Origin of the sequence: Eisenbergiella porci, assembly GCF_009696275.1 — a bacterium.
In the GTDB taxonomy this organism is placed as follows: Bacteria; Bacillota; Clostridia; order Lachnospirales; family Lachnospiraceae; genus Eisenbergiella; species Eisenbergiella porci.
Map to the genome: position 1 here is coordinate 63,595 of NZ_VUMI01000025.1, position 22,470 is coordinate 86,064.

Consider the following 22,470-nt stretch of genomic DNA (forward strand, 5'->3'; position numbering starts at 1 on the left):
GGCTGTTACCTTGCCTGTTCCTTCTTCAGCCTTGCCACGAAATCCGCCAGCCTGCCGATGGCAACCTTCAGATTTTCGAGGGAATAGGCGTAGGAAATACGGATAAAGCCTTCTCCGCAGTCCCCGAATGCGGTCCCAGGAACCACTGCCACTTTTTCCTCCTGCAGGAAGCGTGTGGCGAACTCATCGCTGGTCATGCCGAATTCCCTGATGCAGGGAAATACATAAAAAGCGCCGTAGGGTTCAAAGCAGGGCAGCCCCATTTCCTTGAAGGCATACATCAGGTAGCGCCGTCTCTGGTTATAGGCTTCCCGCATCTCCACCACATCGTCGTCGCCGTTGCGCAGGGCTTCCACCGCCGCATACTGGCTTGTGGTGGGCGCGCACATGATGGCAAACTGATGGATCTTCAGCATCTGCTCAATGATGATCTTCGGCCCGCAGGCATAGCCCAGACGCCAGCCGGTCATGGCATAGGATTTGGAAAAACCATTGATCAGGATGGTTCTTTCCTGCATTCCCGGAATGCTTGCAATGGAGACATGATCCGCTTTATAAGTCAGTTCACTGTAAATTTCATCAGAAATAACGAACAGATCCTTTTCCAGAATCACCTCCGCAATCTCTTCCAGATCCTTCTTTTCCATAATCGCCCCCGTGGGGTTGTTGGGGAAAGGAAGCACAAGCACCTTGGTTTTGTCCGTAATGGCATCCCGAAGCTCCTGTGCGGTGAGACGGAATTCATTCTCAGCCTTCAGGTTGATGATGACCGGAACGGCATCGGCCAGCACAGCGCAGGGCTCGTAGGATACGTAGCTGGGCTGGGGAATGAGCACCTCATCCCCCGGATTGACCATGGTACGCAGGGCAATGTCAATGGCCTCCGAACCGCCTACGGTAACCAGCACCTCATTGGCATAGTTGTATGTAAGATGAAAACGGCGTTCCAGGTAATTGCAGATTTCAATCTTCAGTTCCTTCAGACCTGCATTGGAGGTGTAGAAGGTTCTTCCCTTTTCCAGGGAATAGATACCCTCATCCCGGATGTGCCAGGGGGTATCGAAGTCGGGTTCACCAACACCGAGGGAAATAGCATCATCCATTTCGCTTACGATGTCAAAGAATTTCCTGATGCCCGACGGTTTGATATCGACTATTTTATCGGACAGCGGATTTCTCATGGCGTAATTTTCTCCCTTGTATCTTCATTTTTCTTTGCAAGAATTGTTCCGTGGTCTTTGTATTTTTTCAGGATAAAATGAGTGGCCGTGCTCAGGACTCCGTCCAGCGCTGACAGCTTCTCAGATACAAAGCTGGAAATTTCCTTCAGGTTCCTTCCCTCCAGGGTTACCAGAAGATCAAAGCCGCCGGAAATCAGATATACGGCGTTCACCTCCGGATACTTATACACGCGCTCGGCAATGTTGTCAAAGCCCTGGCCTCTCTGAGGGGTTACGCGCACCTCTATCAGCGCGGATATTTTATCCAGGCTGGTCTTATCCCAGTCAATCAGCGTATGGTAACCGCAGATGATTCCTTCCGATTCCATGGCCGCCAGTTCATTCACCACATCTACTTCTTCCACGCCAAGTATCACAGCCAGCTCTTTTAAATCAATGCGGCTGTTTTTCTCAATAATTCCCAGTAATTGTTCTCTTAAATCTCTCATAATGACTCCCTTCCTGGTTCAGCTTTCGGCTTCTCCAAAGCTTATTTTGTAAAGCTCATCCGTTTTGGGCGGTTCAAGGAAGCGTTTTTCTTCCCCGTTCCGGATAACCCGGTCGTTCCCTCCGGTCGCTTTACCCACGATCGCGGCCGGGATATTTTCTTTTTCCAGATTCCGTATAAGATCTGTTCCATTATCCGCTGCAATCAGAAGACAGCCTCCTGATATCAGTTCATAAGGGTTGAGATCCAGCTGATTGCAGATTTCAACCGTTTCCTGACGGATGGGCAGCTTTTTAAGATCGATTTCCAGTCCGACGCCTGAGCTTTCCGCCATTTCCCAGAGTGCACCGAAGATGCCTCCTTCGGTTACATCTGTCATGGCACAAACGCCGGACTTGCCGGCGACTGCAGCCTCCGGGATAACAGAGAGATATTTGTCAAAGCCCTTCGCCTCTTCCACCAGGTATGCGGGGAAACGCTCCAGAAGCTCCTTCTCCTTTTCCCTGGCGGCGATGGAGGTTCCTTCCAGGCCGATCCATTTTGTCACTACGATATCATTCCCCGGTTTTGCGGTCCCGGTGGCAACGGTATCTCCTGCTTTGGCCCTGCCTATGGCTGTTACGGTAAGGACAATACGGTTTACCGCGTCAGTGACCTCGGTATGCCCTCCTGCGATCTGAATGTGCAGGGAGGCGCAGACCGCTTCCGCCTGGGCCATCAGTTCCTTCAGCTTCCTTTCCTCACAGTCCGGGGGCAGAAGAAGGGTGAGAAGGACCGCCACCGGCTCCGCGCCGGCGGCTGCTATATCATTGGCGGACGCATGTATCCCGTAAAGGGCGATATCCTTACCGGCGCCGGTTACCGGATCCGAGGAAAAAAGCACAACTTCTCCCCCGCCGGGTGCCAAAATGGCGCAGTCTTCCCCCAGACCTGCGCCAAGTATGATTTCATCCCTTCGGGTTTTCAGTTGTCTTAATACAGAGCGTTTTAAGACGCTCTCGGGCACCTTGCCGATTTTCATGCGCGTTCCCACCTGTATTCACACTGGTTGGCGGACATTACTGTCCTGCCTGCTGTTGCTGCTGTGCCAGCTGTTCATTGTACTGCTGGATCAGCGCCGCCTGTTCTTCAGGCGACTTTCCTGCCAAAATGGCCGCGAGCGCAGGATCCACACCGGGATTACCCGCCGGGGCACTACTCTGACCGTTCTTCAAAGCCGCCGCCACGCTCTTCACCTGGTCGATGCTTCCGGTGGCAATCGCCGCCTGCATTTCATTATAAGCGTTTGTGTCGTTCGTGGCAACACCTACCGTTGCCGTACGGGGAACCATCTTGTAGCTGCTGCTGTTGATCTGCTCTCTGCTGACCTCAACGCCGTTTTCCGTTACCACCTTCCACAGCCTTGCCTTGTAGCCCACATGCGCGGACTGTACATCCACGAAGCCTATGGGCTGGGAGGTAGTCTGTACGATGCTTTCAGAGGTTGGCTGGATGGTTTCCAGGACTTCGCTTTCATAGGTTACCACATGGCCCGGATCCCTTGTTTCCACGCCGTAAATGGTAAACGTAATATTTTTATTGCTTGTATAGCCTTCAATATATATGGGATAGCCCGTATTATTGGTAAACCGGAAATCCTTCCCTGCGGATTCGGCGATGGCCGCGTCCATGGAGGGCTTTACATATCCTACAATCATGGAGTGGTTGTGCCTTTCCTCCACCTGAAGCTCCGCCTTCAGAACCGCATTGTAAAGGGTCGTGGATACCTGGCAGATACCGCCTCCGATACTGTCCACCACCTGGCCATTCAGGTAGGAACCGGCCATATAATATCCGTTATCTGCAGTAAAGGGGCTGACCGTCTCATAGGTGGAGAAGGTTTCTCCGGGATAAATGGTCGTTCCGTTAATCAGGCTGCAGCCATTGGTCACGTTGGCGCTCCTGTCCTTTCCTGAGGAAGAAAAGCTCGTGGTATAGCTGCCGAGCACATCCTTAACCTTCGCCAGCTCTTCTTTGTTTCCCTGGGGAACCTCTTCGGTAACCGCCAGATCCACGGCGGCATCCCCGCCCTTCCACTGGGTGGTCAGATAGTCATATATCGCATTCTCAGAAGCTGCGTTGTCAACTACAACGCCGGTCTGTCCGTCTTCAATCACAAAAGCGCCGTCCACTCTCTTCAGATGGGCGTTCACCGCCTCCACGTTAAAGGCGTCGCATTTATTTTCCACAACCGATGCAATCGCTTCCCGGTCAAAGGAAAAAGCGATATCATAAACCTTATTCTGATGCTCCAGATCCTTCAGAGCCTTATAGCGTACCACCACGTTGCCGGATTTTCCAAGGTTCACCGCTTCCTCAACAAGCTCAGGGTTCGCCCAGCCAAGTCCAAGCTCGGAGGCGGTTACATTCACCGTATTGCCTTCCACTACGTTCAGGGTAATGGTGCTGGCGGCCAGTGAATCCACATAGGACTGTATGGCGGCTTTCGCCTCTTCCCTGGTCATTCCGGAAAGTGAAATATCTCCGGCGTACACGCCTTCCAGTATCGTATCATCCGGCTTTGCCTGCGCCCGAGAGTGAAGTCCCGCGGAAAGCGCTGCGGCTCCTATGGCCAGTACAAAGACAAGTGTCCAAATCCATTTCTTCATAAGCTGCTCCTATCCTTACAGAAAATACAGCAGTGTCGGTACGACCATTGCCAGCACCAGTATGATGATGATGACTGAGGAAACAACTCTTCTCGTTTTTTTATTATTGAAATTAAACATTTTCTTATGCCTCCCGACATTTCCATGCTTATCCTACTTGTTCAGATGCTTATTATATATGAAAGCTTCCTGTTTTGCAAGCAAAGATAAGCCGAAAATCAACATCAAAGTAACAGTTTACCCTTCGGGCGAACTGTTACTGCATCCACCCATAAAAGTCGCCTTCGGCGAGGGGCGAATGCCTGCTGCCACCACGTTTTCTCACGGTTTGCGCAGTGAATGCGCAAACCTGCCTGAACTGTTACGCGTCAAAACTTCTCTTTCTCCGGGATTTTTCCGTATTGGGCCAGAATTTTGTCTATGGTGCGGCTGGCTTCGTTTTTCGTCATTTTTTCAATATCGGCGTCCAGTTCCAGTTTATGAGCCGCAGTCAGTTTATATAACCGTTCCTTCTGCGCGCTGCTGGCGGGGCCTTCCTTTTTCACCCGGTAAATAAGCGGCTGGGGCGCGAAATCCTTTTCATTCCCTTCCAGGAAAAGCCCGCACAGTACCTCATACAGCCGCTGCGTCGCCAGGGCATCCCCCAGCGCCCTGTGGGCCGTATGGCTGATTCCAAAATGCCTGCATAAAAATCCCAGGTTTTTGCTTTCCAGCTCCGGCAGGAATTTCCTCGCCAGCTTCAGCGTATCCACGCCTGTGCGTTCAAATGTCAGTCCCTGGTTCACCGCCGCTTTTTTCATAAAGGAATAGTCAAAAAGGACACTGTGCCCCAGAAGCGGAAGCTCCCCGGCAAAGACCAGGAACTCAGGAAGCGCCTCCTCAATATACGGGACCGATTCCAGATCCCGATCCGTAATCCCCGTAATTTCAGACGCATGCCCGGACAGCTTACGCCCCGGATTGACAAACGTCTGGAAATGCTCCGCAGCGACGCCGCCCAACACCTTAACCGCGCCTATTTCAATAATTTTATCCAGTCTGGGATACAGCCCTGAGGTCTCCAAATCCAGGCAGACATAGTCCTTCACCGGCCCGTTCACCTTGCACCTTCCGTCTTTTTGTTTGTTGTTTTCTTACCGCTGTTCTTCTTATAGTATGGACAGAACTCCGTTAAAAAACACGCGTCACATTTTGCGGTGGGCGCTTTGCAGATTTCCCGTCCCAGCGCGATAATCTGCAGGTTGTAAAGTATCCAGTGGTCTTTGGGCAAAACCTTCATCAGGTCATATTCCACCTTGACCGGATCCTCCTCCTTCGTCAGGCCCAGCCGGTTGGAAATTCTTTTTACATGAGTGTCCACCACAATGCTCGGCTCATTGTAAATATTCCCGCGGATTACGTTGGCGGTTTTCCGCCCCACACCCGCCAGAGAGGTGAGATCCTCGATGGATTCCGGCACTTCCCCGCCGAATTTTTCAACCAGGTCCTGACAGCAGGCGATAATATTTTTTGCTTTATTATGGTAAAAACCGGTGGATCGGATATCCTGCTCCAGCTCCTTCAAATCTGCCCGGGCAAAGTACTCCACGCCCGGATATTTCCGGAACAGGTCTTTAGTCACCACGTTAACCCTGGCGTCCGTGCACTGGGCGCTGAGAATTGTGGCTATCAGTAGCTGCCATGCATTTTCATGATCCAGATAGCAGATGATATCTGTGCCATAGCGCTCGTCCAGAAGCTTCAGTATATTTTCTATTCTTTCTTTTTGTCTCAATTTCCATTCTCCTTTAAAGCGGAAGCAGAGTGGTACGGGCTTCCTGGTTCAGAGGGTTTCTCTTTCTGTAATCAAACAGCAGGAAATAAATTTTTTCTTCCGGGAATGTTTCCACCATCCCGGGGACAGGGCTTTCCCATACGGGCAGGCGGAAGCATTCGATGTGGGTCATTCTTGCCATTTGCCGTGAATTAAAGCCATCGTCCACATAATCCTGCAGGAAAAGAGGTTCTTTTTCCTCTTTGCGGTAAAATCCGTTTATTTTTTCCTTGATTTCGGGAATCTCCTGTAAATTCAGGGCAAAATCCGGGCGGCTCTTCAGATTTTCCCTCAGATACATGTCCAGCGTCAGGAGCTGCCTGTAAAGGCTCTCCCTCTCCGGGTCCACAGAAAGGGCAAAGTCCATAAGAACCTGGTAGCGGTAGCTTCTTGCGGGGTTGTTAATAAAGTATCCCTTCTTTTTATAATAGGCCGCCAGCTCTTCATAAAGACGGAAGGGATTTGGAAAAACAGCTTCCAGAACCGGCAGTGTATGGGTGAATTGGGCGCTGTTGTAGTACAGCTCAACCATTTCTTCGATTTTTTTAAGGGAAAGGACATCCCCATAGGGGAGCCAGCGGGTAAAAAGGACTTCATAGGGAGGCTTATCCGTATAATGTATCCCATATTCTGAAGCCTTCTCATGCATATAAGAACCCTTCAGGACCTTCAGGAAGCCCAGCTGCAGCTGTTCCGGGCGGCAGGCGTAAACATCATTGAAGGAACGGCGGAAGCTTTCCAGATCCTCGCAGGGAAGGCCGGCAATTAAATCCAGATGGATATGGATATTCTGTCCCTCCTGGATGGAGGCCACTATTTTTTTCAGCTTCTCCCAGTCCATGGCGCGCCGTATTTCCCGGATGGTCTGCGGATTGGTGGACTGCACGCCGATTTCCAGCTGCACCAGTCCCGGGCGCAGGGAACGCAGAAGCCGAAGCTCTTCTTCGTTCAGGATATCCGCGGATATTTCAAAATGAAAATTGGTGACTCCGTTGTCATGTTCGCTGATGTAACGCCAAATCGCCTGGGCATGGGTATGGTTACAGTTGAAGGTACGGTCTACGAACTTGACCTGAGGGACCTTTTTATCCAGAAAAAACTGAAGCTCTTTTTCCACCAGCTCCAGGCTGCGCAGGCGGACCGTTTTATCTATGGAAGAAAGACAGTAGCTGCAACGGTAAGGGCAGCCGCGGCTGGATTCGTAGTAAATGATACGGTTGTGGAAATCACCAATGTCCTCTTCGTTGTAGAAAAAAGGGATGTCACTGATATCCGTGAGGCTGCGGGGAGCGGTGCGGCAGACGGAAAGGGCGCCTGCTGCAGCGCAGGTTCCCGGGATTTTGCATGCAGCGGCGTAGGCCTCCGGAGTTTCGCCCGGCTTTTCCGGGGCTCTTCGGAAAACAATGCCTGGGATTTTCTGCAGTGTATCCTCTTCATCTGTATCCGGCTGCCTCGCTCCGGAGGAAAGCTTATCTTTATAAAATACAAGCAGATCGTGGAAGGTCACCTCTCCCTCACCCACCATAACCCCGGTGAGAAAAGGCATTTTCCCCAGGATTTCTTCCGGATTGTAGGATACTTCCGGTCCGCCCAGCCAAATCGGCACATCAGGCAGGATCTTGGCAAGTTCCCGGGTGATATCCTGAATCATTTCCCAGTTCCAGATATAGCAGGAAAACGCGATGCAGTCCGGCTTTCTGCCATAAATGTCCGCCAGTATCTCCTGGAAGGGCTGGTTGATGGTGTATTCGGCCAGCTCCATATGCTCCTCAAGCGCCGGCTCCTTCCGGATGCTGTAGGCGCGCAGGCTGTAAATGGCCGGGTTGGAATGGATATATTTTGCATTCACTGCTGTGAGTAAAAATTTCATAGATTATTCGTCTTTCTTCTGACAGGCTTTCTGCCGGATTGGTGATCCTTAAGGTGAGCCTCAACATAATCTTTGCCGCATAAAGGCTTCTGTGGACCGATACCCTGCTTTACACAGGATACCGCGAAAACGGTGTTGCGGCAAGAATGAAACTGCTTCCAGGAGGCATTCCGACAGAACGCGTTATCCCGAAAGATACAGGGCTGCTCCGGGGGATCCGGCTGCTTAACAGTGCCTTACGGCTGCGGCCTCCAGGTAATTTCATATGTTTTATCAATTAGAACATATTCCAGGCCGTATGCCCTGCACAGCTCCAGGTTTTCCCTGTTCTTGTCAACCAATGGCTCCAGCTCCAGATATTCATCCTCCATGCGGTCTTCAATATCGCTTCCATGGGCCCTGATGTCAGCGAAATGGGCGCGGATATAGTTTTCGCTGAAAACAAGGCAGACATAGCGGATCTCCTGCAGATATTCCGGTCCGAAATCCTTTTTAAAATCAAAGGGGATATAGCAGCCTTCAACTATCAGGTTCTGTTTGTTCTCAATCGCAGTTTTGATCATCTCCCGCACAACAGGCCACAGATAATCCGTCAGCCGCCTGCCATCGCTTTCCGGCGTCAGGGATGTGCGGCCGCTGCGGATCAGGCCCATTTTCAGGTGGTCGATGGACAGATAAGGATAGGAATAGGCTTCCAGAAGTTTCTGGGCAAAAAGGGTCTTTCCGGCATGGGTGCTCCCGGCAATCAATATAATCATAAAACTCCTCCGTATATGGAACCGATTTTCATCGTCGTCCCGGCTTTTCTTTAGGATACAGCGAAAGCCGGCGGGTGGCAAGGGGTTCCGGGGCGGCAGTAAAAAGAACTGCGGCCGTTTTTTGACTTGATGCGATAAAAAAGGGCTTATACATCCTTCTCAATATAATGGACCGGGTAACGGTTCCAGTACTCCATGTATACCCGATCCTTCCTGCCGTCAAGATTCAGCTGGTACATTCGGAAGGTGACCAGTATATTCTTGAGCTGCCACGGTTCCTCGTAAGAATAGCGGTAGGTCATGCCCATGCGTTTCATCACGTTTCCGCTTGCCGGGTTCTTTACATCATGTGTCGCCGTTATGTATGGAATTCCGGCTTTTCTGATTTCCTCCAGCACCGCGAGGGCAGCTTCTGTCATAATGCCCTTATGCTGGCAGTCCCTTCTCAGAGCATAGCCGAAATCATGGCTTTCCCCCGCGTCCACGTTGATATAGCCAATGGGGATATTATCTGTCTTAAGACATATGGCATAATGAAAGCCGTCAGGTTCCTCACTGCGGCTCAGATAACGTTCTTCAAGGAACTGCTCCGCTTCCTCTCTTGTCTGCAGGGGGAACCAGGGGAGGAAGGTGTTTATCTCCCGGTCGGACATGAGCGCAAAAAACGCATCGGTGTCTTCAGGGGTGAAGGGGCGGATTACAGAATGCTGTTTGGCTCTTAGTATAAAGTCAAGAATTCTGCATTGTCTGCCTTTCGGCCCATATGATTTTGATTCCCATGTCATTTCAATCGTATACATTGCAGCACTGGCTTACATAGATAATCATCAGGACAAAAAATAGCTATCCTCTACGGCCAATAGAGGATAGCTTGTAACTAAAAATTATACAGTTATCCGAAGCGCAATCATCGGACCCGAAATATCCTTTGATTACTTCTAAATAAATTATACACTGGGGACTTGAATCTTTCAAGTCACTTTTTATTTTCGCCGCCTTACTGATTCAAAACCGCCGTAAACCTGTCAAATGCCGCCTGGCCTTCCGCCGTTCTTTTATAAACGCCGGCATCCTCCAGAACTTCCATGAATACCTGGCCGATTTCTGTCTGTATGATTTCATGGATGTTGTCTGCCGTCACATTCTCATATCTGGGAAGGAATTCCTCCACCCAGTCCGCATGCTTGCCAAGAACCTCATCGCCGCGGATATCCGCGCCTTCCAGTATTGCTTTTTCCAGAGCGGCCATTTCACCGTCCAGACGGGAAGGAAGCACCGCAAGACCCATAACCTCAATCAGGCCGATGTTTTCCTTTTTGATATGGTGCAGCTTTGCATGAGGATGGTAAACGCCCATGGGATGTTCTTCTGTGGTAATGTTGTTGCGCAGCACCAGATCCAGTTCGTAGCTGTCACCGCGTTTTCTTGCGATGGGGGTAATGGTATTGTGAGGCTCCCCATCTGTTTCAGCATAGATAAATGCCTCTTCGTCTGTGTAGCTGCGCCATTTATCAAGAATCACGTCGGCAAGGGCAATAAGCCTATCGCTGTCAGGACCGGAAATACGGATAACGGACATGGGCCAGTTCACAATTCCCGCTGTTACATCTTCAAAGCCTTTTACCGTAAAGGTTTTGTCCACGCCGGCTTTGGCCATGGGGAATTCATAGTGACCGCCCTGGAAGTGGTCGTGGCTTAAAATGGAGCCGCCTACGATAGGAAGGTCCGCATTGGAACCAAGCATATAATGAGGGAACAGCTTCACAAAATCAAACAGCTTCACAAAGGTGTTGTGTTCGATTTTCATGGGAATATGCTGGGAATTGAAAACAATGCAGTGTTCATTATAGTAAACATAAGGGGAGTACTGGAAGCCCCACTGACCGCCGTTGATGGTGATGGGAATAATCCTGTGGTTCTGTCTTGCGGGATGGTTTACGCGTCCTGCATAGCCTTCATTTTCCACGCACAGCTGGCATTTGGGGTATCCGCTCTGTTTTGCGTTTTTGGCGGCTGCAATTGCCTTGGGATCCTTTTCCGGCTTGGACAGGTTGATGGTGATGTCCAGATCTCCGTACTTTGTATGGGCAATCCATTTCTGGTCACGGCATACGCGGTAACGTCTGATATAGTCTGTATCCTGGCTGAATTTGTAAAAATACTCCGTGGCAGCTTCCGGGGACTGGGCATAGTAAGCATTGAATTTTCGAATAATTTCACTGGGACGCGCCACAAGCACGCTCATGATTTTTGTATCGAACAGATCCCTGTATACAACGCTGTTGTTTTCAAGAAGTCCGTTCTGTGCCGCGTAGTCAAGCATATCCTTAAGAATGCTTTCCAGTTCGCCTGTCAGCTGTGCTTCTTCGCTTTTTTCGGCTGTAATCGGCGTATCCGCATCCTCAAGCTCCTCCAGGCCGAACAGCTCCAAAAGACGGTTAGCGGTGTAGATGGTATCCTCCGGCTCCACAAGTCCGGTCGCAAGACCATATCTTACTAATTCCCTGATACTTTTCTGAATCATATTCTCCCTCATTTCTGCGGTAATCCCGCGCAACCTGTATCTGTGTAACTCCATAAGCCTGCCGGCTCTGTGTATTCTATGTAACTCCACCAGCCTGCCGGCTCTGTGCATAAAGAGGGGCGGCCTGGAACCCAGCCGCCCGTACTGATTAGATTAAGCCCGGTCCGTCCCCGATCTCCACAACATAGAAATCAGCAGCATAACCAATTTTCTTCAGATATTCCGCTCCTACCTTTTCGATGAAACCGTCGATGGCTTCCTTCTTAACGATGCTGACAGTGCAGCCGCCGAAGCCTGCGCCTGTCATACGGGAACCGATAACGCCGTCCACCTTCCAGGCTTCTTCCACCAGGGTATCCAGCTCAATGCCGGTAACTTCATAATCATCACGAAGGGATACGTGGGAAGCATTCATCAGCTGGCCAAACTGTGCGATATCATTCGCCTTCAGAGCGGCAACAGCCTTGATGGTGCGCTGGTTTTCATAAACCGCATGCTTTGCGCGTTTTGTGCGTACATCGTCTTTGATTGCAGATTTATACTGTTCAAACTGCTCTTCCGTGAGGTCTCCCAGAGAGTTGATTCCCACAACCTCCTGAATCTCAGCCAGAGCTGTCTCGCATTCGCTTCTCCTTTCGTTATATTTGGAATCTCCCAGGCCGCGCTTCTTATTGCTGCAGGCAATGACAATCTTGGCGCCTTCCAGATGGATGGGCGCATATTCAAAGCTCAGATCCGCGGTATCCAGGAAAATGGCGTGATCCTTTTTGCCCATGGCAATAGCGAACTGATCCATAATTCCGCAGTTGACGCCGTTGAAATTGTTCTCGGAATACTGTCCGATAAGCGCCAGATCCTGATTGGTCACGTCAAAGCCAAACATATCCCTGAGAATAAATCCGGTCAGCACCTCTACGGATGCGGAGGAGGACAGGCCGGAGCCGTTGGGAATGTTGCCGAAAAGAAGCAGATCCATTCCATAAGGGATCTCAAAGCCTCTCTTTTTAAATGCCCACATAACTCCCTTGGGATAATTGGTCCAGTCAGCTTCCTTCTCAGGCTTTAAGCCGTCCAGGCTGCTTTCAATCACTCCCAGATGTTCAAAATTCATAGAATAAAAACGCAGCTTCCTGTCGGCTCTCTGCCTTGCCACGCCATAGGTTCCGATAGTCAGCGCACAGGGAAAAACATGTCCGCCGTTATAGTCCGTATGCTCCCCGATGAGATTCACGCGTCCCGGGGCAAAGTAGGTTCTCGCTCCTGTGGTATCCCCAAAAACTTCCCCAAATTTCTGCAGAATTTTTTCTTTCATGCTCCTTCTCCTTTTCTTTATGGCTATGTATCGTTTCGTTATGGCCGCAGAATGTGCAACCGCTTTCACCTGAATTTATCATATAACAAAAGACAGATACCGGCAAAGTGATATTTGTTGCAAGTACCTGTCAAAATGTTAACTGTTTAAATTATTGACCTGACTGATGAAATCTTCCACCTGTCTTAAGTATTCTTTATTTCTGCGGCTTTCCTTATTCTGCATCTCCCGCCTGTAGCTGGAGGGAGACATTCCTTTCATCTGTTTAAATGCCTTTGTAAAAACCAGAGGGTCATTATAGCCACAGGAAAGCGCGATGCTCTCCACGGGAAGCGCCGTCACGGCAAGCAGTTCCGCCGCCTTGGTAATCCGGTAAGTAGTCAGAAACTGCTGGGGCGACATCCCCATGGAATTTTCAAACAGGGTATACAGATAGCTCCTGTTGATACATACATAATCCGCCACATCCGTAACCTTCACCGGATTGCAGTAGTTGCGCTGGATGAATTCCACCGCCCTTATCACATACTGGTTCGCCTTATCCTCTTCCGCCTTGTCCTGCGGTCTGGCATTTTCCGCAATAAGGGACAAAAAAATCTGGAGCTGGCCGTTGCGCCGCAGCTCATTTGTAAGGCCGAAGGTGTTGTGCTCCATCATATCCCTCACGCTTCCGTAAAGCTCGTCCGAACGTTCGGAATGAAAAACCGGATGACGCACTGAAAGCCCCATATAGTTCACGAAGTTCCCGGCGCCGCTTCCGGAAAAGCCCACCCAAACGTAGGTCCAGGGCTCTCTTTCATCTGACTGGTAAAAGGCCAGCTCTCCGGGTGTAATGAGGAAGCCGCTCCCCGCCTCCAGCGGGTACTCTCTTCCGCCTATCCGGAAAATTCCCTTTCCGCTCAGAACATAGTGAATCATATAATGGGGCTTAAGCGCCGGGCCGAAGCTGTGCAGCGGCTCTGTTTTGGAGCAGCCGCAGCAGTTTACAGCCAGCGTTCCTGTCTGTTCATTGATAAATTCCAGCTTATATGCTTTTTCCATAGTCTGTTTTACTTGAAGATTCTTTCATCCAGATCCTTCTGCACCTGTACCAGGTTATCTCTGATAGAAAGCTTCTGAGGGCAAAGTGTCTCGCATTTGCCGCACTTAATGCAGTTCTTTGCTTTTTCTTCTTCTTTCAGTTCTTTTTCCCAGGACCATTTTACATGATCATATGTACGGTACATGTGATAATTGTTCCAAACCTTGAAGTTGCCCGGAATGTTGACGCCTGCAGGACACGGCATGCAGTAGCGGCAGCCGGTGCAGCCATTCTGAACGCGGGAACGCAGCTCCGTCACGATGCTCTCGATTTCTTTCTCTTCCGCTTCGCTTAAAGGGCTGAAATCCTGGAAGGTCTTCAGGTTGTCTTCCACCTGATCCATAGTGGACATTCCGCTCAGAATAACCTTTACATTGAGATGGCTTCCCACCCAGCGGAGCGCATAGGAAGCAACGCTTCTGTCGGGATCCATCTTATGGAATCTGTCGTTGATGTCTTCGGAGAAGTTGGCAAGGCTTCCGCCCTTAATGGGTTCCATGATTACAAGCGGCACGCCCAGGCTTTCTGCCAGCGCATAGCCCTTATCTCCGGCCTGTTCCTGAGTATCCATATAGTTATACTGAATCTGACAGAAATCCCAGTCACGGTAATGGAGGATTTCGTCAAATACCTCATAGTCATCGTGGAAGGAAAAGCCGTAATATCTGATTTTTCCCTCTTCCTTCAGCTTGGCGCAGTACTCCACAACGCCCAGTTCCTTCATGGCATCCCATTTTTCCTTATTTACCGCATGAAGCAGGTAAAAATCAATATAATCTGTCTGCAGCCTCTGCAGCTGTTCTTCAAAAATACGCTTGGCATCGTCTACGCTGTTAACGGCCCACAACGGCAGCTTGGTTGCCAGGAAGAAGGAGCTTCTGTCATACTTTTTCAGCACCTTGCCCACCAGGGGTTCGCTTTCCCCGTTATGGTAAGGATAAGCGGTGTCGATATAGTTTACGCCGGAGGCAATGGCTTTATCCAGCATTCTTTCAGCCTCCGCTTCATCTATTTTCCCATCGGGCAGTGTGGGAAAACGCATGCATCCAAACCCCAGCAGCGATGTTTCAATCCCCAGTTTTTCCAGTTTTCTCTTTTCCATTTGCTACACTCCTTTTTGTTGTAATACACTAAAGTCCGACTGTGGAAATGAACCACATGGTATTATTATAAATGATTCCGAACACATTTTCTATAGCTTTTAAAAAGATATGATTCTCAGATATGGCGATTTGTACCTCAGGCTGTCCCGCCGCCCTGTAACAGCATCTGCCTGTCCATAGCTACCCCGTGAAAACATCGGATATTGGCAACGATCTAATTCCTTTTCCCCCTTTCTAACTGCATCCATACATTCCCATAAACAGCATATCCCCTGGAGTGCACTCAAAGTCAAGGGTTTTTCCATATTTTATCTTCCATATTTACCTTCTATATTTATAATTCCATATTTATAAAAGGGAATTGAGCCCGGGGTAATTTCATGCTATTATTAGAACGTTTAAAATCCCTGAAAGGTACGAATGATTATGCAGCTGCAGCCAAATATTATATTTATTGTAGAAATTATAGGCACGATTGCCTTTGCCTCCTCCGGCGCCATGGTAGCGGTACGGAAGCGGCTGGATTTGTTCGGGATTATTGTCCTGGGCGTCATTACGGCGGTGGGCGGAGGTATGCTCCGCGACCTGATGATCGGAAATATCCCGCCCAATATGTTCCGCAACCCGGTTTATGTGCTGGCGGCGTTTCTTACCGTACTCGTTCTTTTTCTGCTGTTCCGCTGTTGGCCTTTTCTGCTTGGCAGCCGTTATATTGAGGGCTACGAAAAAATTATGAATATCCTCGATGCCATCGGCCTTGGGGCCTTTACGGTGATTGGCATTGACACCGGCGTGGAAGCCGGATATGGCGACTATCATTTCCTGATTATTTTTCTTGGGGTAATTACGGGAATCGGCGGAGGAATCCTGCGTGATATTATGGCCGGGGAAACGCCATATGTTTTAAAAAAGCATATTTATGCCTGTGCTTCCATTGCCGGAGCCTGCCTGTATGTAGTGCTGCTTCAGGTAACCCGTTCGGACTCTGCCATGATAGGCAGCGCGCTGCTGGTTGTGGCAATCCGCATTCTGGCAAGCCATTTCAGGTGGGATTTGCCGGGAATTGATATGGATTAGGGCTGTCTCCAGCTGGGAATGCGGCGCCCGTTTTCCGGATCTTCTGACAGCGAAAAAAATTGCGCAGATTCTGGAGGTTTCCGTAGACGAACTTCTGTCCGGGGAGGAACTGAAGAGAAGTATTGAAAAAGATCCCGTTCTGTCTGCTCCAGTGTCAAATATGATTCAGACAATACTTTATGCAGTCGCCTCAGCCGCATACTTATTAATGCTTGTGTTCAGCCTGTATTCTTTTTATCCTGCACAGGCCCTGAAAGGAACTCCGGCCGGAGAAATAACGGCGGTAAACGTTATTACTGCGATTGGGTATCTCATTAATCTGTGTGCCCTGGCGGCCGGGCTTGTTTTTTCGGCCCAGAACAGTTTATCTCCTGCAAAAACAGCCGCTGTCATGTGTACGAATTATATCGTTTCATCATTGACGTTCCTTGCGGTTCTCATAGATATGACAATAAAACAGAACGGCCATATGGGTCTATCCGGCTGGCTGGATCTGTTTATTCCCGTATTATCTGCGGTATGTATCCTTGTATTTTTCAGCAGACGCGGGGAAAAGCTTTCTCCTGTCATTATCTATGTGACTGCCGCCGTGTCGTTCATTGAGATTGCACAGGGCTTCATAATCTCTCTCAGAAACATGACGGATTTGGGCTTTGCAGTGACGAGCGTCCATTTACTGGGAAAGGCCGGGCTGGTGATTCTGCTTGTTTATCAGGCGTATACCCTGGACAGGAAACGGAAGCTGCTTTGAAAAGTGAATGGGAAGAATGAATGAAATGAAAGAGCAGAAAATTTTTTAACTAAAAACAGCGGCCCGGATTTTCTGGAAACCGCTGTTTTCCTGTTTGTGTGAGAGCGATAGACGGGGCTCGAACCCGCGGTCTCGACCTTGGCAAGGTGAAATTATATATGATCAGTTTATATGATTAGATATGACTTCTTCCATATTTCAAGGGATTTTCAGCTATTTTTCATGATTCATATTATACTACATATGACTCAATTTTCAATTCCTTCTGTAATTTTTTCTGTGTTTTTTTCTTCTGATTGTATGGACGTTATTACATTCATTGTATCAAAATCCACCTGCAGGAATCTATGAAATTTATCAGATTTACAACAACCGCAAGACCGTTTACTTCTATGCGGCACCTAAAATCTATAACCCGTTGTCCTTTATATATTTTATTATCCGCATTGTTTATATGCTTAATATAGTATGTCTGTATCAGCCCATTATCATCCGGCATTTTAAAGAATAAAGGCTTAATTTTCCCGTTTTCTGTATAAGCGCAGCATGCAATGCTTGTTTCTTTCTGCCCATACTGCAACATTTTTTCATCTATTTTTATATTATCATCCGAATAATAGAACACAATATCCCTTCTTTCAATTCGTTTGAAGGTATTATACAAAACATTTGTTCTATTTTAAAGAAAATAATTCAGAATTTAACCGCCTTAAATGACAGCGGAGCTATCAAGGGCATGGATGCCAGGGAGGACGGGGTATACATTACATATTCCACTGGTGCTGATACAGTCACAAAAAAATTGGGTAACGATCTTAAAATACAAACTAAATCAGCATCCTATCCTATGGCAGGTCCAAATAGTGAGCAGACGGTTGATTTTTCTGTAACATTTGACGGGATATCTGGTTATAAACTGGCCTATGCTGGCATACAGCAACTTAATACCTATATTAGTAATGGCACAATCAAATATGTAGAGTTTAGCAACCAGCGAATATCAGCTAATACTGTCACTTGGTCTGTGCACACCCAGCGGGGCACTGGTGGAGGTAATAACACCTGCGTTATACAAGGTATCTTCATTCCAGCGTAAATTCTGATCATAAGATGTTTATGTGAATATTACCCCTCAAAAATATGCATAAATAACTTATTACATGTATAAAATTGCAAACAAAAAAAGCGCCGAAGCGCTTTTTCCGTAGCTCATAGTAGGGTATACACCCAGAAAAATAAATAGAAACATTAAAATAATGTCAATCCACATATCCCAGAATTGGTGGGATATGGCATTCTGCAAACCATCCTTTGCACTATAGGTTATATTATATCATAGACTGATTATTTTACAAGAGATAATTTTAATCAGCACATGTTAAAACTTTACAGAATTTCTTTCCATCTTTATCGTACCCCGTAAGGCAGGGCACGTCTTTTCCATCTTTTACAGTTCTGCCGATTACCTCATCGGCTTTATATTGCCAGCCCCAGGGGGCGGTTAACATGGTATCCCCGGCGGCGGTTTCCCACACTTCCCAATCATCAGGAATTTCAAGACTAATTTTTTCGCTTACCGTTGCTGTTGAATTGGGATTGCTTATTGTGTATACAGCGATTTTTTCGGCAGCTAAACACCCATAATTTGCATATCCATTTATTTTTTTCATTTGAAAACCCTCTCTCTTTCTGATATAATTTTTTTGAACGGGGGAGCGGTGGCAAGCCCGCCCTCCCTTGTTTCTTCCTTGCCTACTCTGTAGGCTTATTTTTTTGCACCGGCTTGTACTTTTCTTCGCCGGTTTCGATGTAGAGAATAAAATCGTTTATTTCTTTCTCATCCCATCCTGCGGCCCTAAGGCCTAAGATAACTCTTGATGCTTCCTGCATGTTCATATTATCCATTTTTCCCTCCTTCCTCCGCTTACCCGGATATTCGTTAAAGCTTTCCTTTAACTATTTTTATTATACTATACGTACGTATAGTTGTCAACTATTTCTTTCTATCTTTTCCGCAATAGCTTCCAATATAAAAGCTCTTACAGATAAACCACATTTTTCAGATTCCGGAACTATTACATTTTCATAATATTCTTTTTTCACATCCAATGGAATCCTTTTTAATGTTCTTTTAGCATAATCCATTGCATATTCTTTTTGTTTTTCATTATATGCCATTTTTTTCACCTTCTTCCCATTTTTTATTGTAACAGACAATTTGATATACGTACATAATAAAAATAGCTAACTATACGTACGTATCTTTGGTTATTTTGCATATTGCGCTATACGTACGTATAGTATATAATAGCATTATAAGGAACAGGAAAACAAGGAGGAACGTCATGAATAACAGCCTTATAAGTGCAATCGAAAATTGTAATTACAATTATATAGGCATCCGCCATTTAGCAGATGATGAACATTACGAGGTTGGTGACTGGTGCCGGAACTCATATGACTGGGATTATGAGCAGGATTGCTCAACTTTTGAGACCGAAAATCCCATAGAACTTCCCGGAGCCTGCGCATACAACACTGGTATTGTACCAAACTGGGACGATCCGGAAGAAATCTCAGAAAAACTGGAAAAGTCTCTTGCTGATGCTAACTATTATGGAACCACAGTTATAATCGCTGGCGATCGTATAGAGTACGGCAACGATGACCATGAAATTATCATTGCTGATGCAGTAGTTATCTCCATACTGGCGTAATAGCAACTGGCAGTTTTCTAACCATCCGGCGGGGATGCGCCGTGAGAAAGAAGATAAACCAATCTTTCGCACGAAATAGACTCGGCACGCAAGAAAGGACTTTCAGATTCTGAAATAAAAAAACTTCTCCACATATCTGATAAAGTCTTTTGTTCAAACGTCCCTTATACAAAGGGAATGTATAATACCTCAACTCCCAGTAAAAACGCACTGTCTATACGACGGTGCCGCCATAAGAAAAATTAAAGAGGGGATCGCTCCCCTCTTTTTTTATGCTTTTATTTCCACTTTATGGACCACCGTATTAATACCAACAGCGGCAAACCTTTCATGCGCTTTTACAGCCTCTTCCTGCGTCCATGTATCTGCCACGGAATTAACATATATATATTTATGTTCCGTGTTCTCCTGAGGTTCAGAACGCGTCCAGAAGGGCACATAACATACGTCTAAATCAACGACACCGTTAATTCCATCTACACGCCCTCTACTGGTATACTGCCAGCCGAAAAGCTGTTGCATAGTTACAGGCTTGTAGCTATCCGCGGGAGGATTGTCCGCCAACGAAAAATAATTGCTGTGCGGATACCTGGCTATCCACATTGGACAGAAAAAAGCGGTAGTGTCAAAAACTTTTTCCTCATAAAAGCTTTTCCCGGTATATATTCCATATTCCAGCCCGGCGCCTGTGAGAACGTCGGCCTCTGTCTGTATCAGGCCCGTTAATACGCCTCTACTAAGAGTGCGCAAGGATTTATCTTCCACGTCTATCCATACGCGGCAGGTGAGGCCGTAAGAGCGTAACAGGGCTACTACTTGCCGCGCCTCTTCCGCAGCCTGTGTTGGCGTCAGTGCATACATATACTTATACACTTCAATGGGGATACCGTTGGTTATGCATCCCGCCACATTTGCCGCAAACTGATAGTCTGCTTTACCAGAGCGCCGCACGCTCCGCAGGATTGCAAACTGGCATCCGGCCTCTTTCACTTTCACCCAATTGATAACACCCTGGTTGTCACTCACGTCTATTCCTTTATACATAATACCTCCTGCTTATTTTCCTTTGTAAAATCGCTTCCAAAGCTCGGAAAGTTTTTCCCATCCATACATTGCTACAAAGGCAACAATAAATCCAGCCAGTATGGCCGCAATAATCATATACCAAATGATAACCTGTTGGATGTACTGCATATACGCCATGAAAGCCGTTACCGTAATGCCTATTGACAAAACCAAAACCAGAATATCGGTAGGCAGTTTAGAAAGAACGCCTACACCCTTAAATACCTGGGTTATAAGAGAAACGATAAAGGCCAGAACCCCAATTACTGCAATTAAAAGTGTCATGTTAGTTAAAATTGTTTCCATGATTATTTTCTCCTTCTTTGATTGGGAGCTCTTTTATACGCTCCCAGATTTCCGTACCTGTACCATTACCGCCCAAATTGTGGTAGCTGGTATAGAGGTATTCAATATTTTTCAATTCACCCAGGGTTATATATCCCTGGGTTATGTAGTGCCGCCCCGCCTGAAAGAGACGGTCATGGAGTATGGCAAGAACGCCTTGCTTTATTAATTCCTGCTCGTCCACTCTCTTTTTAAGTTTGCGGTAAGCCCAGGCAAATACCCCAGTTACCGCCGTAAATGCGCATTCCAGCCAATACTTCACAATAAAATCTTTCATGCCGTCCCCCAGATGTTAAATTGCGGAAGTGTATTCCTCCCCGGTAATCTCCTTGTACTCTGCTTCTGTGATCCACTTTCCTACAGCGGAATTTACCCGGTCAATATCCCACAGTTTCCGCTTGTAATAGTTCTTTACCTTTTTAAAATTCTTTGACATTATGTATACCTCCCTTTAAAATTACAGCTCAACGCCAGTTTCCATTGCCAGATAATCAATATCAGCAGTATTCTTTTCGGTTCTGGCCGCTACGATTGCAACTGCAGGTACTTTTTCCAGCGTAACAGTAACGATATCTGCCCGCACTTCACGGAAACCACTCTCAGTTGTTACATCCTCGGTTGTGTAATCCACTTCCTGCAGCACGTCCGGCGTATAATCCATGCCGTCAAATTTGGTGTAACCAGCATATCCCCGCAGCAGTACATCATCCTCAAAATAACGGAGAGGTGAAAGCTTTGTTGAATCCTTAAAATCTGTCACCAGATTATCCAATCCAGTTCCCGGCACATTAATTTTCAGAATATTCCCGGCGCAGGAAACACCGATTACTTCCATTTCAGAATTATCGGAAAATCTTAATTTGTTCATATATAGTTCTCTCCTTCTCCGGCTTTTGGCTGCCGGGACCTTAATATATTTAATATTGATTCCATGGTGTCGTATTTACATCAATACTTGCATCGTAAAATCAGATTGCTTATACAAATTTATCGTTCTATACTATATTTACAGGCAATTTATGGCCGAGTACAACGAAAGGAGTAAAAACGATTGGCCAAAAAATATAATCTTGGCAGTTCTTCCGATATGAAAAGGTTTCAGCGCGATATCACAAATGCCGCTGAACACATGGTACGAAAGGCTGCAAATGATATGAAAATCGAAGTGGAATGTCCCAATTGTCATACAAGGATTAGCGCACATTCTGGGATGAATTTTTGCCCTGTATGTAGACAGCAAATCGATGTTGACTTAGATATTCACTTCTAACCGTATCGTTTTAGAGGCCAGTTCATCAGCCAACAAACTGGCCTCTTCCATTACATTTCTCAAATGTTCCGCTTTCTCTATGGCACTTGCGACTTCGCTCCCATCCACTTTGATTTTTATCACAGGAGAATACGATACCTCTTTTAAAGGGATTCCATGTTCTGTGGACAGCAATTCAATTTTATCCGCAGTTATCCTTATCTCTGTATGAGGATCTAAATTTTTTTCCAGATATCTTGCTGCCGGTTCACATAATTCTTTAAGAACATCACCGATATTATTCATTGTTTTTCCTTTCTCTACGGTTTTCCGTAGGTAAAAATTATTTTGTTTAACTTCAATAAATCAGAAATGGTTTTATCTAATTCCATGCCAAGCAGTCTGTAACAGGAATCCCAGAAGTTCCCAAATCTTATCTTTTATTTTTCCCATACAGATTTCTGCGCCCAGTTCTTCCGAATAATTTTT

At 47.2% G+C, this 22,470-nt stretch carries 29 protein-coding genes; 4 read left to right on the forward strand and 25 right to left on the reverse strand.

Translation table 11 applies throughout. The features are described from left to right. Window positions 1–5: 5 nt before the first annotated feature. From FYJ45_RS15655 to FYJ45_RS15715, 14 genes are all read right to left on the reverse strand, one after another. A complete protein-coding gene (locus tag FYJ45_RS15655) occupies window positions 6–1,181 on the reverse strand; it encodes an aminotransferase class I/II-fold pyridoxal phosphate-dependent enzyme (RefSeq protein ID WP_021637726.1) in 1,176 nt (391 codons plus the stop codon). Then, window positions 1,178–1,669 carry an Lrp/AsnC family transcriptional regulator gene (locus FYJ45_RS15660; RefSeq protein WP_021637725.1) on the reverse strand — a complete coding sequence of 164 codons (492 nt, stop codon included), beginning with the start codon at window positions 1,667–1,669 and terminating at the stop codon, window positions 1,178–1,180. Before FYJ45_RS15660 ends, FYJ45_RS15655 begins: the two co-directional genes overlap by 4 nt. 18 nt (window positions 1,670–1,687) lie before the next feature. Beyond that, entirely contained in the window at window positions 1,688–2,689 is a 1,002-nt protein-coding gene (locus FYJ45_RS15665; protein ID WP_154465599.1) for an AIR synthase family protein, read from the reverse strand. Between the two features lie 37 nt (window positions 2,690–2,726). Further along, entirely contained in the window at window positions 2,727–4,316 is a 1,590-nt protein-coding gene (locus FYJ45_RS15670) for a VanW family protein (RefSeq protein WP_154465601.1), read from the reverse strand. A 15-nt stretch (window positions 4,317–4,331) separates the two neighbouring features. Further along, window positions 4,332–4,436 (reverse strand): synaptobrevin-B, encoded by a 105-nt coding sequence (locus FYJ45_RS33190; protein WP_390579513.1) that lies wholly within the window; start codon window positions 4,434–4,436, stop codon window positions 4,332–4,334. Window positions 4,437–4,684: 248 nt separating this feature from the next. Then, complete coding sequence (locus tag FYJ45_RS15675; protein WP_276891396.1) at window positions 4,685–5,416, reverse strand: 3'-5' exonuclease; 732 nt, start codon at window positions 5,414–5,416, stop codon at window positions 4,685–4,687. Next, window positions 5,413–6,090: an endonuclease III gene (nth, locus tag FYJ45_RS15680; protein WP_102287426.1), complete on the reverse strand. Its 678-nt coding sequence runs from the start codon at window positions 6,088–6,090 to the stop codon at window positions 5,413–5,415. The genes FYJ45_RS15675 and nth overlap by 4 nt, the downstream gene beginning before the upstream one ends. Window positions 6,091–6,103: 13 nt before the next feature. Continuing rightward, on the reverse strand, window positions 6,104–7,999 hold the full coding sequence (locus FYJ45_RS15685; RefSeq protein WP_154465603.1) for a B12-binding domain-containing radical SAM protein: 1,896 nt from the start codon (window positions 7,997–7,999) through the stop codon (window positions 6,104–6,106). 236 nt (window positions 8,000–8,235) lie between these two features. Further along, window positions 8,236–8,757, reverse strand: a complete 522-nt coding sequence (locus FYJ45_RS15690) for an adenylate kinase (RefSeq protein WP_154465605.1) — start codon at window positions 8,755–8,757, stop codon at window positions 8,236–8,238. 146 nt (window positions 8,758–8,903) lie between these two features. Further along, window positions 8,904–9,557 carry a GNAT family N-acetyltransferase gene (locus tag FYJ45_RS15695; RefSeq protein ID WP_235930827.1) on the reverse strand — a complete coding sequence of 218 codons (654 nt, stop codon included), beginning with the start codon at window positions 9,555–9,557 and terminating at the stop codon, window positions 8,904–8,906. 197 nt (window positions 9,558–9,754) lie between these two features. Beyond that, window positions 9,755–11,281 (reverse strand): UDP-glucose--hexose-1-phosphate uridylyltransferase, encoded by a 1,527-nt coding sequence (galT, locus tag FYJ45_RS15700; protein ID WP_154465607.1) that lies wholly within the window; start codon window positions 11,279–11,281, stop codon window positions 9,755–9,757. A 148-nt stretch (window positions 11,282–11,429) separates the two neighbouring features. Continuing rightward, complete coding sequence (locus FYJ45_RS15705) at window positions 11,430–12,593, reverse strand: galactokinase (RefSeq protein WP_154465609.1); 1,164 nt, start codon at window positions 12,591–12,593, stop codon at window positions 11,430–11,432. 138 nt (window positions 12,594–12,731) lie between these two features. Continuing rightward, window positions 12,732–13,634, reverse strand: a complete 903-nt coding sequence (locus FYJ45_RS15710) for an AraC family transcriptional regulator (protein ID WP_154465611.1) — start codon at window positions 13,632–13,634, stop codon at window positions 12,732–12,734. An 8-nt stretch (window positions 13,635–13,642) separates the two neighbouring features. Continuing rightward, window positions 13,643–14,776, reverse strand: a complete 1,134-nt coding sequence (locus tag FYJ45_RS15715) for an aldo/keto reductase (RefSeq protein WP_154465613.1) — start codon at window positions 14,774–14,776, stop codon at window positions 13,643–13,645. Window positions 14,777–15,203: 427 nt separating this feature from the next. On the opposite strand from FYJ45_RS15715, the gene FYJ45_RS15720 reads away from it, so the two are divergent. Both FYJ45_RS15720 and FYJ45_RS15725 read left to right on the forward strand, forming a co-directional pair. Next, window positions 15,204–15,854, forward strand: coding sequence for a trimeric intracellular cation channel family protein (locus tag FYJ45_RS15720; RefSeq protein WP_025488300.1), 651 nt, complete (start codon window positions 15,204–15,206; stop codon window positions 15,852–15,854). Continuing rightward, a complete protein-coding gene (locus FYJ45_RS15725; RefSeq protein ID WP_154465615.1) occupies window positions 15,841–16,605 on the forward strand; it encodes a helix-turn-helix transcriptional regulator in 765 nt (254 codons plus the stop codon). Before FYJ45_RS15720 ends, FYJ45_RS15725 begins: the two co-directional genes overlap by 14 nt. A gap of 316 nt (window positions 16,606–16,921) precedes the next feature. On the opposite strand, the gene FYJ45_RS15730 is transcribed toward FYJ45_RS15725, so the two are convergent. Continuing rightward, a complete protein-coding gene (locus tag FYJ45_RS15730) occupies window positions 16,922–17,230 on the reverse strand; it encodes a hypothetical protein (RefSeq protein WP_154465617.1) in 309 nt (102 codons plus the stop codon). A gap of 111 nt (window positions 17,231–17,341) precedes the next feature. Between FYJ45_RS15730 and FYJ45_RS15735 the strand changes: the two genes are divergently transcribed. Then, on the forward strand, window positions 17,342–17,701 hold the full coding sequence (locus FYJ45_RS15735; protein ID WP_154465619.1) for a hypothetical protein: 360 nt from the start codon (window positions 17,342–17,344) through the stop codon (window positions 17,699–17,701). 268 nt (window positions 17,702–17,969) lie between these two features. Here FYJ45_RS15735 and FYJ45_RS15740 read toward each other — a convergent pair whose 3' ends face one another. The 3 genes from FYJ45_RS15740 to FYJ45_RS15745 all read right to left on the reverse strand — a co-directional run bounded on the left by FYJ45_RS15740 (window position 17,970) and on the right by FYJ45_RS15745 (window position 18,783). Beyond that, window positions 17,970–18,275 carry a hypothetical protein gene (locus FYJ45_RS15740; RefSeq protein ID WP_154465621.1) on the reverse strand — a complete coding sequence of 102 codons (306 nt, stop codon included), beginning with the start codon at window positions 18,273–18,275 and terminating at the stop codon, window positions 17,970–17,972. An 82-nt stretch (window positions 18,276–18,357) separates the two neighbouring features. Further along, a complete protein-coding gene (locus FYJ45_RS29625) occupies window positions 18,358–18,510 on the reverse strand; it encodes a hypothetical protein (RefSeq protein ID WP_195841833.1) in 153 nt (50 codons plus the stop codon). Between the two features lie 84 nt (window positions 18,511–18,594). Next, window positions 18,595–18,783, reverse strand: a complete 189-nt coding sequence (locus FYJ45_RS15745; RefSeq protein ID WP_154465623.1) for a hypothetical protein — start codon at window positions 18,781–18,783, stop codon at window positions 18,595–18,597. 167 nt (window positions 18,784–18,950) lie between these two features. Here FYJ45_RS15745 and FYJ45_RS15750 point away from each other — a divergent pair, with 167 nt between their 5' ends. Further along, on the forward strand, window positions 18,951–19,322 hold the full coding sequence (locus FYJ45_RS15750) for a hypothetical protein (RefSeq protein ID WP_154465625.1): 372 nt from the start codon (window positions 18,951–18,953) through the stop codon (window positions 19,320–19,322). A 270-nt stretch (window positions 19,323–19,592) separates the two neighbouring features. Here the strand turns inward: FYJ45_RS15750 and FYJ45_RS15755 are convergent, their stop codons facing one another. The 7 genes from FYJ45_RS15755 to FYJ45_RS32725 all read right to left on the reverse strand — a co-directional run. Then, window positions 19,593–20,366, reverse strand: coding sequence for a GH25 family lysozyme (locus tag FYJ45_RS15755; protein ID WP_154465633.1), 774 nt, complete (start codon window positions 20,364–20,366; stop codon window positions 19,593–19,595). 12 nt (window positions 20,367–20,378) lie between these two features. Then, window positions 20,379–20,693, reverse strand: a complete 315-nt coding sequence (locus FYJ45_RS15760; RefSeq protein WP_154465635.1) for a hypothetical protein — start codon at window positions 20,691–20,693, stop codon at window positions 20,379–20,381. Next, the gene (locus FYJ45_RS15765) at window positions 20,674–21,009 is read right to left on the reverse strand and encodes a hypothetical protein (protein WP_154465637.1); all 336 of its coding nucleotides are present in this window, start codon (window positions 21,007–21,009) and stop codon (window positions 20,674–20,676) included. Before FYJ45_RS15765 ends, FYJ45_RS15760 begins: the two co-directional genes overlap by 20 nt. Before the next feature lie 15 nt (window positions 21,010–21,024). Continuing rightward, window positions 21,025–21,168: an XkdX family protein gene (locus FYJ45_RS15770; protein WP_154465639.1), complete on the reverse strand. Its 144-nt coding sequence runs from the start codon at window positions 21,166–21,168 to the stop codon at window positions 21,025–21,027. A gap of 21 nt (window positions 21,169–21,189) precedes the next feature. Then, the gene (locus tag FYJ45_RS15775; protein ID WP_154465641.1) at window positions 21,190–21,600 is read right to left on the reverse strand and encodes a hypothetical protein; all 411 of its coding nucleotides are present in this window, start codon (window positions 21,598–21,600) and stop codon (window positions 21,190–21,192) included. Between the two features lie 384 nt (window positions 21,601–21,984). Further along, a complete protein-coding gene (locus FYJ45_RS15780; protein WP_154465643.1) occupies window positions 21,985–22,287 on the reverse strand; it encodes a hypothetical protein in 303 nt (100 codons plus the stop codon). A 72-nt stretch (window positions 22,288–22,359) separates the two neighbouring features. Beyond that, window positions 22,360–22,470 (reverse strand): Gp49 family protein (locus FYJ45_RS32725; protein ID WP_268890943.1); only part of this gene is annotated, 111 nt, incomplete at its 5' end.

Excerpts from the sequence above, each read along its gene's own strand:
- FYJ45_RS15755 (WP_154465633.1), bottom strand. The coding sequence starts at position 20,366 with ATGTATAAAGGAATAGACGTGAGTGACAACCAGGGTGTTATCAATTGG.
- FYJ45_RS15695 (WP_235930827.1), bottom strand. The coding sequence starts at position 9,557 with ATGTATACGATTGAAATGACATGGGAATCAAAATCATATGGGCCGAAA.
- FYJ45_RS15745 (WP_154465623.1), bottom strand. The coding sequence starts at position 18,783 with ATGGCATATAATGAAAAACAAAAAGAATATGCAATGGATTATGCTAAA.
- FYJ45_RS15690 (WP_154465605.1), bottom strand. The coding sequence starts at position 8,757 with ATGATTATATTGATTGCCGGGAGCACCCATGCCGGAAAGACCCTTTTT.
- FYJ45_RS15670 (WP_154465601.1), bottom strand. The coding sequence starts at position 4,316 with ATGAAGAAATGGATTTGGACACTTGTCTTTGTACTGGCCATAGGAGCC.
- FYJ45_RS15710 (WP_154465611.1), bottom strand. The coding sequence starts at position 13,634 with ATGGAAAAAGCATATAAGCTGGAATTTATCAATGAACAGACAGGAACG.
- FYJ45_RS15720 (WP_025488300.1), top strand. The coding sequence starts at position 15,204 with ATGCAGCTGCAGCCAAATATTATATTTATTGTAGAAATTATAGGCACG.
- FYJ45_RS15765 (WP_154465637.1), bottom strand. The coding sequence starts at position 21,009 with ATGAAAGATTTTATTGTGAAGTATTGGCTGGAATGCGCATTTACGGCG.
- FYJ45_RS15770 (WP_154465639.1), bottom strand. The coding sequence starts at position 21,168 with ATGTCAAAGAATTTTAAAAAGGTAAAGAACTATTACAAGCGGAAACTG.
- FYJ45_RS15705 (WP_154465609.1), bottom strand. The coding sequence starts at position 12,593 with ATGAAAGAAAAAATTCTGCAGAAATTTGGGGAAGTTTTTGGGGATACC.
- FYJ45_RS15660 (WP_021637725.1), bottom strand. The coding sequence starts at position 1,669 with ATGAGAGATTTAAGAGAACAATTACTGGGAATTATTGAGAAAAACAGC.
- FYJ45_RS15685 (WP_154465603.1), bottom strand. The coding sequence starts at position 7,999 with ATGAAATTTTTACTCACAGCAGTGAATGCAAAATATATCCATTCCAAC.
- FYJ45_RS15740 (WP_154465621.1), bottom strand. The coding sequence starts at position 18,275 with ATGAAAAAAATAAATGGATATGCAAATTATGGGTGTTTAGCTGCCGAA.
- FYJ45_RS15735 (WP_154465619.1), top strand. The coding sequence starts at position 17,342 with ATGGATGCCAGGGAGGACGGGGTATACATTACATATTCCACTGGTGCT.
- FYJ45_RS15780 (WP_154465643.1), bottom strand. The coding sequence starts at position 22,287 with ATGAATAATATCGGTGATGTTCTTAAAGAATTATGTGAACCGGCAGCA.
- FYJ45_RS15715 (WP_154465613.1), bottom strand. The coding sequence starts at position 14,776 with ATGGAAAAGAGAAAACTGGAAAAACTGGGGATTGAAACATCGCTGCTG.
- FYJ45_RS15775 (WP_154465641.1), bottom strand. The coding sequence starts at position 21,600 with ATGAACAAATTAAGATTTTCCGATAATTCTGAAATGGAAGTAATCGGT.
- FYJ45_RS15760 (WP_154465635.1), bottom strand. The coding sequence starts at position 20,693 with ATGGAAACAATTTTAACTAACATGACACTTTTAATTGCAGTAATTGGG.
- FYJ45_RS15655 (WP_021637726.1), bottom strand. The coding sequence starts at position 1,181 with ATGAGAAATCCGCTGTCCGATAAAATAGTCGATATCAAACCGTCGGGC.
- FYJ45_RS33190 (WP_390579513.1), bottom strand. The coding sequence starts at position 4,436 with ATGTTTAATTTCAATAATAAAAAAACGAGAAGAGTTGTTTCCTCAGTC.
- FYJ45_RS29625 (WP_195841833.1), bottom strand. The coding sequence starts at position 18,510 with ATGGATAATATGAACATGCAGGAAGCATCAAGAGTTATCTTAGGCCTT.
- FYJ45_RS15750 (WP_154465625.1), top strand. The coding sequence starts at position 18,951 with ATGAATAACAGCCTTATAAGTGCAATCGAAAATTGTAATTACAATTAT.
- galT (WP_154465607.1), bottom strand. The coding sequence starts at position 11,281 with ATGATTCAGAAAAGTATCAGGGAATTAGTAAGATATGGTCTTGCGACC.
- FYJ45_RS15665 (WP_154465599.1), bottom strand. The coding sequence starts at position 2,689 with ATGAAAATCGGCAAGGTGCCCGAGAGCGTCTTAAAACGCTCTGTATTA.